Here is a 13,301-nt window from a genome sequence, read left to right on the forward strand (position 1 = left end):
GATGACCAAGGCTCTGGACAGGATCCGCATCCACACCGGCGACATCACGAAGCTGGATGTCGACGCCATCGTCAATGCCGCCAATTCGTCGCTGCTCGGTGGCGGCGGGGTCGATGGCGCCATCCATCGCGCGGCGGGCCGCGAGCTCGAGTTCGAATGCCGGATGCTGAACGGGTGCAAGGTCGGCGACGCCAAGATCACCAAGGGTTATAAACTGCCGGCTCGACACATCATCCACACAGTCGGACCCGTCTGGCAGGGCGGCGGCAAGGGCGAGGCCGAACTGCTGGCGTCCTGCTATCGCAGGTCGCTGGAACTCGCGGCCGCCAATGATTGCCGCTCGGTGGCGTTTCCGGCGATCTCGACCGGTGTTTACCGCTACCCGAAAGATGAGGCGACCGAGATCGCCGTCGGCACGGTCAGCATGGTCGTCGAAGAGAAAGACATGCCCGAAACCGTCATCTTCTGCTGCTTCGACGAGGATGCGGCGCAACTATACCAGCGAACAGTTGCTGCGCTCCGGAAAGACTGAACTGTATGGACCAACCGATTCATCAGCACAGGCAAACTCGAATCCCCGACAACGAACTGGCGGCGAGGCAAAATATTCGCTACTGCTTATCCCGCGCAATGCAATGGGGACAGGGCGGGAATGGAACTGAAATATTGCCGGGGGACGGCTGCTTCGATACTTGCAGGATTGCTTATATTAACAACAGCCGGCACCAGCCCGGCAGAGTCGCTTGCAGGAAGCAAAGGGCATACTCGCTTTCCTGTCTTTATCGCACCGGGTTCGATAGGAGGTTGTGGCAAGCACTACCGCGAATACGTCGCGGCGCGTGGCCATTCCGCCTACGCAATGACGCCGTTCAACTGGGCGACGGAATTCACGATCTGCGGGGTCTCCTTGAATGCACCGTCGCAGCAGGCGGCGGAGGACAAGGCAATGAAGTCCTGCGAATCTGGCCGGAAACAGTGGAAGATTTCCACGGCCGGAACCTGCGGAATCGCCGCATCCAAATAGCTTTCAAGCCGCAAGCGTATTCCCGGGGGAAACAGAATGAAATTCGTGACCATCAAACGGACAGCCGTATCGACGCTGGCCGGACTGCTGATTGTAGCCGCGGTCGGCGCTTCCGCAGCCGGATCGCTGGCGGGCAGCAAGGGAGACGTGCGTTTTCCGCCCACCCTGGGCTCGGGCGAATGCAATGTTGCCTACAAAGCCTATGTCGCGGCGAGCGGTCATTCGGCCTACGCCACGACCTTCTATTCGCGCGTTGTCGACCTCTACATCATCTGCGGAACGAAGCTCAACGCGCCGTCCCAGAAGGCAGCGGAAGAGATGGCGCTGCGCAACTGCCAGGCCGGCTTGACACGGTGGAAGCTCAAGACCGCAAGTGGCGGCTGTGCAATCTCGTCATCGAAATAGGCAACCAGCCGAGACTTTTTTCCGAATGGGGACAGCAGAATGAAATCCACGAATTCCAGGCGACCAGCCATCGCGATACTGGCCGGGTTGGTCATGATCATCTCGTCCGGCACCGGCGTGGCCGGGTCGCTGGCAGGAACCGAGGGGGACAAGCGTTTTCCCCCGAATTTGGGCGACTCGAAGTCACCATGCGCCAAGGCGTACAAGGCCTATGTGGCCGCCAGCGGCCATTCGGCTTATGCCACCACGCCATATTCAAGGGTGGTTTCACTGTACATCCTATGCGGTGCGCAGCTGAATGCGCCGTCGCAAAAGGTGGCGGAAGGGTTGGCGATGAAATCCTGCGTGGCCACGCGTGCGCACTACAAGGTGACGAACGGCGGCGGCTGCGAGATTGCCGCTTCGAAGTAGGCCGGCGCCTGCCCAATAGCGCCGCCCGAGACAGACCCGGGAGGCTCCATGTTTAGCAAGATCCTGATCGCCAATCGGGGCGAGATCGCCTGCCGTGTCATCCGCACGGCCCGCAAGCTCGGCGTGCACACCGTCGCCGTCTATTCGGATGCCGACGCGAAATCCCTGCATGTCGAGATGGCCGACGAGGCTGTTCATATCGGCCCCTCGCCTGTCGGCGAAAGTTATCTGCGCGGCGACAAGATCGTCGCGGCGGCGCTTTCGACTGGGGCGCAGGCCATCCATCCCGGTTACGGCTTCCTGTCGGAAAATCCTGATTTCGTCGACCAGGTGGTGGCGGCAGGGCTCATCTTCATCGGCCCGTCGGCGGCCTCGATCCGCGCCATGGGACTGAAGGACGCCGCCAAGCGGCTGATGGAGAAGGCCGGTGTGCCGGTGGTGCCGGGCTATCATGGTGAGGCACAGGAGATCGTCCTGCTTGCGTCCAAGGCACGCGAGATCGGCTACCCCGTACTGATCAAGGCGCGCGCCGGCGGCGGCGGCAAGGGCATGCGCCGCGTCGAGCATCCCGATGATTTCTCCGAGGCGCTGTCCAGCGCCCGGCGCGAAGCGAAAGCCGCGTTCGGCGACGACCGCGTGCTGGTCGAAAAATATGTCGACAAGCCGAGGCACATCGAAGTGCAGGTGTTCGGCGACAATTTCGGCAATGCGGTGCATTCTCTACGAACGCGACTGCTCGGCGCAGCGCCGCCACCAGAAGGTGATCGAGGAAGCGCCCGCCCCCGGCATGACGCCGGCTTTGCGCAAGGCAATGACGGAAGCCGCCGTGAAGGCCGCCAAGGCGATCAATTATTCCGGCGCCGGCACCATCGAGTTCATCGTCGATGCCTCGCAAGGCCTCAAGGCCGACCGATTCTGGTTCATGGAAATGAACACCCGCCTGCAGGTCGAGCATCCGGTCACCGAAATGGTCACCGGCACTGATCTGGTCGAGTGGCAGTTGCGGGTCGCCAGCGGCGAAAAGCTGCCGAAGATGCAGAACGAGATCGTGCTTGCCGGCCATGCCTTCGAGGCGCGCATCTATGCGGAGGACGCGGCAAAAGGGTTCCTGCCGGCAACGGGCACACTGCACCATCTGAAGTTTCCCGAGCCCGACGCGGCGACGATGCGTATCGAGACCGGCGTGCGGGCCGGCGATGCCATCTCGCCCTATTACGATCCGATGATCGCCAAGCTGGTCGTCCATGCAAAGGACAGGCAGGCGGCGCTGGAGGCCCTCGGCGCGGCGCTGTCGCAAACCGAGATCGCCGGTTCCACCGTCAACACCGCCTTTCTTGCCGCCCTTGCCGCCGATCCGGACTTTTGCGCTGGTGACGTCGACACCGGCCTGATCGGCAGACGTCAGGAGGCACTGACCGAGGTCGCGCCGCCGACTGCTGAAATCGTCGCGGCTGCCGCCCTTGCCGCCTCCGGCGCAGGCGCTTTGCCGCCATCGAACGACCCATGGTCTTCGCTTTCCGGCTACGCGCATTTCCACTGTGTGGCGCGTCGCACGCGGCTGAAGTTCGGCGAGGCCGATATACTGGCGAAGGTTTCGGTGCGGCCGGACGGGCGCTTCCTGGTGGCGCTCGATGCGCCCTATGACAGCGCCAATGCACATGATTTTCGCGCCGTTCCTCGCCTCGCCCGCTGGCCAGGCCACGTCACCGTGTTCGAAGGCGCCGTCGGCTATACATTCGTGGTGCCGGACCCCTTGGCCAGGAGCGATGACGCGGCAGCCGCCTCCGGCAGCCTGCGCGCGCCGATGCCGGGTCTGGTCAAGCTGGTGCGCGTGGCAAAGGGCGACGCGGTGATCAAGGGACAACCTTTGCTGATCCTCGAGGCGATGAAGATGGAGCACACCATCGCCGCCCCGCATGACGGGGTGGTTGCCGAGATCGCCGTGGAGGGAGCCCAGGTCAGCGACGGGACCGTGCTTGTGCGGTTCGTCGAGGAACAGAACACGTAGAGCTCGATCCCGAAAACTGGATCCGGTTTTCGGAAATGATCTATCGCGACATCCCAAGGCACATTGGAAGCGCCCTGCCAAAATCAAAGCGGCCGCGACGAGATGGGCGCCGGCAGTACTCAATCGTGATAAAATATAAAACGCAACCCCTTTTTATATGTCGATATTATCAATCTCGCTCTTGGCTGATTCAGGGTCAATTGGATAGAAAAACGTATATATAAGATTTTACTTAAAGACCTTTTTACCATCCGCTGACCTGAAATTTGCTTTAGGTTTATTTATAGCCTATACCTACTCTGGGTTTGATATCTGCAAACGATGGGTTAGCGTTAACGGGATCGGGCGGATTTCCTTACGCGGGCCTTTTCGAGGAAAAACCCATGAAGACTTCCATCAAAGCGCTCGCTTTGACCGCCGCGTTGACACTGCAGTGGTTCAGTCCCGCACAAGGAGCGACCGCCACCGGCAATATGACAGTCCGGATCACCATTCAGGCGGAGTGCAAGGTTCAGACCGCGACCGATATGGATTTCGGCACAAATGGTGTCATTGACGCCAATGTCGACCAGACCAGCACCATTTCAGTGCAATGCACCAACAGTACGCCCTACAATGTCGGCCTGAGCGCCGGTGTCGGCGCCGGGGCAACGATCGCCGTCCGCAAGATGACCGGCCCAGCAGCCGCGGTCGTCAACTACTCGCTTTATCGCGACGTGGCGCGAGCCCAGCTATGGGGCACCACCATAGGCACCGACACGGTGGCAGGCACCGGCAATGGCGCCGCGCAACCACTTACGGTTTATGGCCGCGTGCCGCCGCAAACAACGCCTGGTGCGGGTGTCTACACAGACACGGTTGCGATCACCGTCACCTACTAAGGTGCTGTCAAACAGGGAGGACGCCATGCGTTCCATGCTCAAAAGCATTAGCGCGATCGCGCTTTTGCTCCTCGCGGTCGGTTTGGCGCAAGCAGCGTCGCTTCGGGTAGCGCCGACCAGCATCGAGATGATCGCGCCGGACAGTGCGGCGGTCTTGACCCTGCGCAACGAGGCGAAACAGCCCATCAACGTACAGATAAGAGTGTTTCGCTGGACTCAAGAGGGCGGCATCGAACGGCTCGAGCCGACCAGTGATGTTGTTGCCAGTCCCCCGGCTGCGAAGCTTGGCCCCGGCGCCGACTATCTGGTGCGGGTTGTGCGGGCATCGAAATCAGCCGTTGCAGGCGAGGAAAGCTATCGTGTGATCATCGACGAACTTCCTGATCCGTCGAGAAAGAAGGCCGGTACCGTCAGTCTGGTCCTGCGCTATTCGGTTCCGGTGTTCTTTCGCAATCCCGACGCGGCTGCTCCAAATGTTTCCTGGAGCCTCTCAGGCAAGGGGCGCGGGCTGCTCCTGACAGCAAAAAACACTGGCGAAAGTCGCTTGAGATTGTCCGATTTGACGCTGACGCAGAGCGGGCGAAAACTCGGCAACCGCAACGGTCTTGTCGGCTATGTGCTCGGCGGTGCGACCATGCAATGGCCGATCGCGGGGAAGACGCTTTCGGGCGGGGCGGTTTCGCTGTCGGCCCAGAGCGATTTTGGACCGTTCGATGCCAACGTTTCGATCAAGGGCCAGTAGGGTCGCGATCACCGCTGTCGTGGCCGCATTTTCCACCATGCAGGTCAAAGCACAAGATGTGTTGCCGGCCCCCGCGGCAACGGATTCCGCGGCGGCTCCAGCCGACGGCCGCGATCTGTATCTGGAAGTCTTCGTCAACGACGTCTCGACCGGGCTGATCGGCGCTTTCAGGCAGCTGTCGGATGGCGGCCTGGCTTCCACGCCAGACGAATTGCAGCAGGTTGGGCTGCAACCTGTCGAAAGTGCGATGGGTGCCGATCACCTAGTGCGGGTCGATCGGCTCCCTGACGTCTCCTATCGTATCGATGAAGCGACCCAACGTCTCTATGTGACGGCCACCAATGCGGCACGCTCCGCCCACGTCATCGACATCGCTCCGCAGGGTAAGCAGGACAGGCTCGAGCCGCAATCCGGCTTTGGCGGCGTGCTGAACTACTCCCTGTTCGCCAGCATCAACGATCTGAAGGATCCTACCTTGCAGCTCTTTAGTGGCGTCTCAGGCGGTTTCGATGCGCGGCTTTTCAGCCCTTACGGAACGTTGAGCCAAGGCTTTATCGTTGGCCTGTCCGACGGCGAACTTGACGGCTTCACCCGGCTGAACACGACCTGGAGTTATTCCGATCCCGAGCGGTTGCTGACCTACAAGGCGGGTGACTTCGTCTCGGGTGGGCTGGCATGGACAAGGCCTGTGTATCTCGGCGGCTTTCAGGTCCAGCGCAATTTTTCCTTGCGTTCCGATCTCGTCACCTTGCCGCTTCCGAGCTTCTCGGGAACAGCTGCTGTCCCCTCCACGCTCGAAGTCTATACACAGAATGTGCGGACCTATTCCAGCGACGTCCCGGCCGGGCCGTTTCAGGTGACAAACCTGCCAATATTCACCGGAGCTGGCCAAGCCCAAATTGTCCTGCGCGACAGCCTCGGCCGCGAAACCACCGTAACGTTGCCATTCTACAATTCCAGCATGCTTCTGAAACGGGGCCTCCTCGACTTCTCCGCCGAGGTCGGCTCTCCGCGGCGCAATTTCGGTGTCGAATCGTATGATTATGACGGCGGCATCTATGGCTCGGCAAGTGCGCGCTATGGGCTGACCAACCGGCTGACACTGGAAGGCCACGTCGAAGGCGGCGAAGATCTTGTGAATGGCGGCGCCGGCATAGCGTTTCCGCTCAGCTATTTCGGCGCAGCCTCCATTGCTGCGGCCGGCAGTCGTCACAATGGCCAGACGGGCGCGCTCGTCAACGCCTCGCTTGAGCTGAGCTACGATGGGTGGTCGCTCTATGGCCGCATGCAGCGCGCGTTCGGGGACTACGAGGACATTGCATCGGTCACCGCCGAGATCAATGCTGTACCGGGTCCGAACGAGTTCCCGATCTTCACAGCCGGCGTTTCTCGCGCGCTCGATCAGGTAACGCTGAGCGTGCCGATGCCGCTTGATTTTTCAAACCTCAACCTCTCCTACGCGCACCTTAAGAGCGCCGAGGGAGAGAGCAGCCAGATCGTCGGCGTTTCGTACAGCCAGACAGTGTTCAAGGACAGCAGCTTCTATGCCACCGCCTTCACCGACCTTGACGACAAAAACAGCTTTGGCGTGTTTGCGGGCATCTCCGTACCGCTCGGCCGTGATGTCACCGCCTCAACCGGGGTCGCAGACGGCCCCGACGGCGTGTCGGTGGTCGCCGACATCGCCAAGTCCGAACGGCTGGAGAACGGCAGCATCGGCTGGCGTGCCAGGACGTCCGAGGGCGGCACACCCAACCGGTCTGCGGCCGCCAGCTACCGTTCACCATGGGCGCGCGTAGAGGCCGGCATCCAGCAATTCGACAAGAGCGTTCGCGGAACCGCGGAACTCGATGGGGCAATCGCCGTCGCCGGTGGCGGCGTTTTTGCCACCAACCACATCAACGACGCGTTCGCGGTTGTCGATGTCGGTGTTGCTGGCGTGGAAGTCCAGCACCAGAACAGGCGGGTCGGCGTCAGCAACCGGCAGGGAAAGATCCTGGTTCCCGATCTGAACTCCTACGAAGACAATACCATTTCCATCGACCCAAGGAACTTGCCGGTCGATGCCGATGTGCCGGAGACGCGCAAAATCGTCGTGCCGGCCGGTCGAAGTGGCGTCGTCCTTGATTTCGGCGTCTCAAAGGCTGCCGATGCGGCGCTTGTCTCCCTGGTCGACAGCAAAGGCACGCCGATCGCCGTCGGCGCCAAGGGCCGTGTCGAGGGCGCCGACGAGGAATTCGTGATCGGCTATGACGGCGAGGCCTATATCCGCACCCTCCACCGACAAAATGCCGTGGCCATTGAATTGCCGGATGGCAGCTCGTGTCGAGCCGAATTCGCCTATCGAGCGGTACCCGGCCAACAGGTGGTCATAAAGCAGGTCATCTGTTCTTGAGGCGAGGACGAACAATGCTGCGTTTCGCTATGCTGTCGGCCGCCCTGCTCTTGCCGACCGTTGCCTGGGCCCAAAGCTGCAGCTTTGGCGTATCGGCGATGAATTTCGGGTCGGTCGACACGCTTTCCGGTTCACCAAGCAATTCAACAGCCACGCTCAGCGTAAACTGCTCCGGATTGTTGTTGCAGCGCATCCTCATCTGTCCAAATCTGGGTACGGGCAGCGGCGGTGCGACGGCTTCGGCTCGTCAAATGCTGAGCGGCGCCAATCATCTCAACTACCAGCTTTATTCGGATTCCGCGCGCTCGGTGGTGTGGGGCTCCTATGCGTGGCCGTATCCGCCGACGGCGCCGGGCTTTGCGCTGACGCTGAGCGTGCTCGGCAGCGGTTCAGCCAGCCAGACGATCTATGGCGCGGTATTGGGTGGACAGGCGATCGCGGTGCCGTCGACCTATCTCTCCACATTTTCCGGGAGCCACGTCGAGTTCCGCTATCGAGCCACTCCCAGCAACGATTGCAGCACCAGCGCAGGCTCCGTCGACAGACCCACATTCACGATCAACGCGATCGTTCCGGCCAATTGTCTGCTGGCAATCCAGAACATCGATTTCGGATCAAACGGCATTCTGGGCGCCAATGTCGATGCGACTGGCGGGGTTTCCATCACCTGCACCCCGGGCACGCCCTATACAGTGTCGCTCAGCAACGGAACGACTGGTTCGGCCCCAACCGCGCGCAAGATGTCCAAGGGCGTGGAAACCGTAACCTACGGCCTCTACAAGGATAACGCACGCAGCCAGGTGTGGGGCGACGCAGCGACGCCAGGCAGTACGGTTGCGGGAGGCGGCAGCGGTGCGGCGCAAAATCTCACCATCTACGGCCGTGTTCCCGCGCAAACGACACCTTCGGCCGGCGTCTATACCGATACCGTCGTCGTTACCGTGACCTATTAGGCCGCTGCATCAGAGCGCCGCGCGTCCAGAAGAACGCGCGGCGCTGCAATGCCGCTAGATGATGTCAGCGACTACTGCGCGATCGGCGCGTATTTGCCGTCATGCCACTGGTTGATGTCGTAGCTGGCATTCTTGAGGTCACCCTTTTCGTCGAAGGTGACATCGCCGACGACAGTGCTGATCGGCGTGCCGTTCTTCAGCGCTTCGGCAACCTTGGCCGGATCGTCGCTGCCGGCACGCTTGATGCCTTCGGCGAAAGCCTGGACGACGGCGTAGGAGAACAGGGTGAAGCCTTCCGGCACGAAGCCGCCGGCCTTGATCTTCTCGACAGCCGCCTTGGCTTCCGGCTTTGCCTGCGGGTCCGACGGGAACACGAACATGGTGCCCTCGCCGGCCGGGCCGGCAACCTGCCAGAATTCCGGCGAAGCAATGGAGTCCGGCATGATCAGCTGGAACTTCAGGTTCTGTTCGGCCGACTGACGCAGGATCAGGCCAGCTTCAGGATGGTAGCCGCCGAAATAGACGACGTCGGCCTTGAGATCCTTGAGCTTGGTGACAAGCGCCGAATAGTCCTTCTCACCGGGATTGATGGCGTCATAGTAGACTTCCTTGAGGCCGCCAGTGTTCATGGTTGCCCTGACGGCATCGGCCACGCCCTGACCGTAGGCGCTCTTGTCGTGCAGGATGACGACGTTCTTGCCGGCAAACTTCTTGGCGATCCATGGGCCGATGAAGGCACCCTGTGCGTCGTCACGCGTATAGAGACGCATGATTGTCGGCCAGCCGGCCTTCGCGGCCGCGTCGGTCAGCACCGGGTTCGAGGAAGCCGGGCTCATCATCAGGGCACCGGCTTCGGCATAGACGGCCGAGGCCGGAATGCTCGAGCCCGAGCAGGCATGGCCATCGATGAACTTGACGCCGTTGGCGACGATGCGGTTGGCGACCGACACGGCCTGCTTGGGATCGCACTGATCGTCCTCGATGTCGAGCTTGATCATCGAGCCGTTGACGCCGCCCGCGGCATTGATGGCGTCGGCGGCGGCCTGTGCGCCCTGCTTGAACTGATCGCCGATGGTGGCGAGCTGTCCGGTCATCGGGCCGACCACCGAAACGGTGATGTCGTCGGCTAATGCGACCGGCGCACTCATCATCAGGCCGAAAATGGCCGCGCTCAAAATACTCATTTTTTTCATGACAATAAAACTCCTCCACTCACGCGCGGCCGCCCCGGCCGCGCTTCTTCCAGAGAGGCGGGACAATTTCATCCTTCATTGGGCCTGTCTAGGCGCATTGGCACCGCTCGATTGGGCCTGCGAGGCGTCATTCAAGCAAAAAAGCCACGCCAGCCTTGTTCCGGCTGGTCGTGGCTTTTTTTGCCTGTCGGGCTGTTTCCCCAGCGCCCCCGCGCCGCGAACCCCAACGTCGCCTTCCCTGTCTTCCTGCTGACCATGATCTTTCCCGATTTTCGGGATCATGGTTCGTCGCGCGGCTTGGACCTGGCGGCCTGCCGCATTCTTGTTGTTGATGGCCTGTGGCCTGGCTGTCTGCGCAGCCTTATCCCTGTTTTGGCCCGACCGTCTTGGAGCGGTCTTGGCCGGAGCGTCCCCGTCTGGCAGAACTTTAGTGCATGGTCATCCATTCGCGGGCTTCGCGCAGCGCCTTGGCGATCTCGACCTTCGACATGGCCGCCGACAGTTCAGAGCGCAGTTCCGCGGCGCGGGCCGAGCCCTTGATGGCGGCGATGTTGAACCATTTGTGGGCGGCAACGACGTCGGTCTCGCAGTCGCGGCCGGTCGCATACATCATGCCCAGTTCGAAAAGAATGTCGGCCTGGGCAGTTGCCCCCATGGCGCCGAAACCTGCTTCAAGCATTTCAAAACGTGCCATTTTAGTCCCCTGTCTGGCTCCCGAGAGCTGCCTCCGTTTGTCTTGTCCGGGCCGCTCTTTCGATGCTTCCGAGAATGCCGATCAGGCTTGAATCCGTCGTTAAATGGCGTGCTTAATTTGAAGAAAACAAAGCTAAAACAAGAGGTAAACGCGCAAATTCGTTAAGGATACGAAGCCAGCAATTCAGCCGATTTGCGCCAAATTTGACGAAAATTTTCGCGGCCGGAATCAACACTCCGCTAACCACGGGAAACAAACACGACGCGCCGGTCGTTTTCGTTTCGCCGCCGACAAGGCGAATTCGGGCGGCTTCAAAATGCCAAAGTCTTCCGTTGCGGCACCGCTTTTGTTTTGTCGGGAGCTGGATTAGCTTACGTTTGCGTAAGCGGCAGACCGGCGAGGCGGAGAATTCGGCCGGCTATCCAAAGGGAGCACGACATGTTTCGAAAAGTGAGCCTGGCTCTTGCAGCCACATTGATGATTGCCGGGGCGGCGTGGGCCGATCCGATCGAGGGCAACTGGAAGACGCAAGCGGGCGACACCGCCGCCATTTCAGGCAGCGGCTCGTTCTCCATCACGCTCAAATCAGGAAAATATGCCGGCAAGACCATCGGCTCGCTGAAGGCAGCCGGCGACAACAAATATGCCGGCAGCATCACTGATCCGGCGAACGACAAGACCTATTCGGGCAAGGCGACATTGTCGGGCACCTCGCTCAAGATGAGCGGATGCGTGCTCGGCGGACTGATCTGCAAGAGCCAGACCTGGCACAAACTTTAATTCTGCTGAGTGATATCGGGCGACCTCCAGACCAATGGAGACGCCCACACCTGCCCCACAAATTCAAACCAGACTTCGAGCAAAGCCCTTGAAATAACCCGTTAACAGGTTCTTACTTGCTGCAGGCAGGTTGGGGCTCTGTCAGGTTATGCGTCCAGTTTCTCTAGTTGTAGCAGTTGGGTCAATTGTCGCGGCAGCGGCGTCTCCGGTTTGGGCGCTAGAGTACACTCCAGTTTCCTCTCCAGGCCAACAGCCATTCCTAGTGGTCTCCGGAGAATTTGGCGTCAGCGAACCACTGACAGCATTCACAAACGCCGTTGTAAGCAGCGGGGCCAGGGTGATTGTCTTCAACTCCCCCGGAGGCAGCGTCGGCACTGCAATACAGCTAGGACGTATGATCCGGACAGCGGGCTTGGACACACTCCAAGTTCGCCAATTGCAGTGCGCCTCGGCTTGCTCACTTGCCTTCTTGGGTGGTGTCCGCCGAGTTGCAGATGCGGGCTCCATTGGCGTTCACAGGGCATCTTTCGATACGAATAGCGGAATGTCCGCTGATGAAGCTGTGGCTCAAATCCAGGCCGGAACTGCTCAGGTCATGGCCTACATGACGGAAATGGGAGTAGACCCCAAGCTCATGGAAGTAGCCTTGAGCTACGACAGGTCCGACATGAGGTACCTATCGGCCAGCGAAATGGCGGAAATGCGGGTGACCAACGTCGCGGTCACGCAATCGCCGGTAGATACATCTCAGGTGCCCACGAGCTCCAATCCTGCGCCTGTGCCAGATGTCAACTCCAAGCAAGAGTTGGAGGGCGCTGCGGTAGCGTTCATTAAGGGGCTTATAGAGCACCATGGGGACAACGCCGATTTGGCTCTCGCTGAGGTTCAGTCTTCCTACGCTCCCACCGTTGACTACTATGGGAAGCTGACAGACCTAGGCTCGATCATTCAGGACAAGCGAAACTATTTCGAGCGTTGGCCCGAGCGGGGATACAACGTTCGCGATGGTAGCCTGATGGTCTCCTGCGCTAACGACAGATGCATGGTCTCGGGCACCTATGACTGGATCGTGCGTAGCCTGCCTAGGCACAAGCAGGCAAAGGGCGTAGCGAACTTTAGCTACACGATATCGATTGGGTCCAACCCCAAGATCGTTGCAGAGACTAGCAAAGTCTTGCGCTGATAGAGGGTGAGTTCTACCCGCCGGCAGGCCCCGTTTTCGTTTCAGCGGCACGTCGAGCCCTGGTGCTCTCGCCCTGCTCACTGTGGCCGTCCGGGCTCGCGGCGACCCGGTCAGATCCCGTCAATCAATTTGAACCGCAGATGAACGCCGGCATCAGAGCCGGTTCAGAGGCGTTGGGGCATTCTCTCCCGTGTTGAAGGAGACACGACCCAATGCTTGCTCGCCGCTTCACCATCGTTTGCCTGCTGATGAGCCTGTTTGGGATGTTCTTCGCCATCCTCGTCGCTGAAGCGGGCCGTTCCCCCCGCTCCTGGGACGAAGCCACCAGAATGTGTGGCCTCGCCTGCCCGACCAACCTTCGCCACTGAGACAAAGAAACCCGGACCTCGAACAGAAAAGCACAAACATCATGAACCGCATCGCCGCCAACACCCTCAAGACCCTCCGGCTTCTGCCGCGGGCGGCGCTTGTCCTGATGCTTCTGGCCGCTCCGGTTCTGGCGGTGCCGATGATGCGCGCCGATGCCGGCTCGACGATCGAGGCGCCGGCCCTGAAGCAGTCCGGCGTGGGTTTCGTCCTGCTGGTCAGCCTGCAGCGGGGATAAAGAAAAATGGCGGTTTGGGCGCCTTCGA

The 13,301-nt window shown here is 60.6% G+C and carries 14 protein-coding genes and 1 pseudogene; 13 read left to right on the top strand and 2 right to left on the bottom strand.

Annotated features, from left to right (window positions below):
- Position 1 precedes the first annotated feature (1 nt).
- The 9 genes and pseudogenes from DBIPINDM_RS05290 (at position 2) to DBIPINDM_RS05330 (ending at position 8,819) form a co-directional block, all read left to right on the top strand.
- Positions 2–532, top strand: coding sequence for an O-acetyl-ADP-ribose deacetylase (locus DBIPINDM_RS05290; protein ID WP_258584748.1), 531 nt, complete (start codon positions 2–4; stop codon positions 530–532).
- A gap of 120 nt (positions 533–652) precedes the next feature.
- Positions 653–1,024, top strand: coding sequence for a hypothetical protein (locus tag DBIPINDM_RS05295; RefSeq protein WP_258584749.1), 372 nt, complete (start codon positions 653–655; stop codon positions 1,022–1,024).
- A gap of 36 nt (positions 1,025–1,060) precedes the next feature.
- Entirely contained in the window at positions 1,061–1,429 is a 369-nt protein-coding gene (locus tag DBIPINDM_RS05300; RefSeq protein WP_258584750.1) for a hypothetical protein, read from the top strand.
- 93 nt (positions 1,430–1,522) lie between these two features.
- Positions 1,523–1,840, top strand: coding sequence for a hypothetical protein (locus DBIPINDM_RS05305; protein ID WP_258584751.1), 318 nt, complete (start codon positions 1,523–1,525; stop codon positions 1,838–1,840).
- Between the two features lie 48 nt (positions 1,841–1,888).
- Positions 1,889–3,848, top strand: a pseudogene (locus DBIPINDM_RS05310) (acetyl/propionyl/methylcrotonyl-CoA carboxylase subunit alpha).
- A 383-nt stretch (positions 3,849–4,231) separates the two neighbouring features.
- Positions 4,232–4,729 carry a spore coat U domain-containing protein gene (locus DBIPINDM_RS05315; RefSeq protein ID WP_258584752.1) on the top strand — a complete coding sequence of 166 codons (498 nt, stop codon included), beginning with the start codon at positions 4,232–4,234 and terminating at the stop codon, positions 4,727–4,729.
- Between the two features lie 25 nt (positions 4,730–4,754).
- Entirely contained in the window at positions 4,755–5,471 is a 717-nt protein-coding gene (locus DBIPINDM_RS05320) for a molecular chaperone (protein ID WP_258584753.1), read from the top strand.
- The gene (locus DBIPINDM_RS05325; protein ID WP_258584754.1) at positions 5,443–7,866 is read left to right on the top strand and encodes a fimbria/pilus outer membrane usher protein; all 2,424 of its coding nucleotides are present in this window, start codon (positions 5,443–5,445) and stop codon (positions 7,864–7,866) included. The genes DBIPINDM_RS05320 and DBIPINDM_RS05325 overlap by 29 nt, the downstream gene beginning before the upstream one ends.
- A 14-nt stretch (positions 7,867–7,880) precedes the next feature.
- Complete coding sequence (locus DBIPINDM_RS05330; RefSeq protein ID WP_258584755.1) at positions 7,881–8,819, top strand: spore coat U domain-containing protein; 939 nt, start codon at positions 7,881–7,883, stop codon at positions 8,817–8,819.
- Between the two features lie 71 nt (positions 8,820–8,890).
- Here the strand turns inward: DBIPINDM_RS05330 and DBIPINDM_RS05335 are convergent, their stop codons facing one another.
- Together DBIPINDM_RS05335 and DBIPINDM_RS05340 are read right to left on the bottom strand one after the other, a co-directional pair.
- Positions 8,891–10,012, bottom strand: coding sequence for a branched-chain amino acid ABC transporter substrate-binding protein (locus DBIPINDM_RS05335; protein WP_258584756.1), 1,122 nt, complete (start codon positions 10,010–10,012; stop codon positions 8,891–8,893).
- A 427-nt stretch (positions 10,013–10,439) separates the two neighbouring features.
- Positions 10,440–10,706 (bottom strand): sel1 repeat family protein, encoded by a 267-nt coding sequence (locus tag DBIPINDM_RS05340; protein ID WP_010915070.1) that lies wholly within the window; start codon positions 10,704–10,706, stop codon positions 10,440–10,442.
- A gap of 438 nt (positions 10,707–11,144) precedes the next feature.
- Here DBIPINDM_RS05340 and DBIPINDM_RS05345 point away from each other — a divergent pair, with 438 nt between their 5' ends.
- The 4 genes from DBIPINDM_RS05345 to DBIPINDM_RS05360 all read left to right on the top strand — a co-directional run bounded on the left by DBIPINDM_RS05345 (position 11,145) and on the right by DBIPINDM_RS05360 (position 13,273).
- Positions 11,145–11,486, top strand: a complete 342-nt coding sequence (locus tag DBIPINDM_RS05345; RefSeq protein ID WP_258584757.1) for a DUF2147 domain-containing protein — start codon at positions 11,145–11,147, stop codon at positions 11,484–11,486.
- Between the two features lie 544 nt (positions 11,487–12,030).
- Positions 12,031–12,669, top strand: coding sequence for a hypothetical protein (locus DBIPINDM_RS05350; RefSeq protein ID WP_258584758.1), 639 nt, complete (start codon positions 12,031–12,033; stop codon positions 12,667–12,669).
- Between the two features lie 212 nt (positions 12,670–12,881).
- The gene (locus DBIPINDM_RS05355; protein ID WP_258584759.1) at positions 12,882–13,037 is read left to right on the top strand and encodes a hypothetical protein; all 156 of its coding nucleotides are present in this window, start codon (positions 12,882–12,884) and stop codon (positions 13,035–13,037) included.
- Between the two features lie 41 nt (positions 13,038–13,078).
- Positions 13,079–13,273, top strand: coding sequence for a hypothetical protein (locus DBIPINDM_RS05360; protein ID WP_258584760.1), 195 nt, complete (start codon positions 13,079–13,081; stop codon positions 13,271–13,273).
- The last annotated feature ends 28 nt before the right edge of the window (positions 13,274–13,301 follow it).

It is taken from the genome of Mesorhizobium sp. AR02 (assembly GCF_024746835.1).
Classification (GTDB): Bacteria; Pseudomonadota; Alphaproteobacteria; order Rhizobiales; family Rhizobiaceae; genus Mesorhizobium.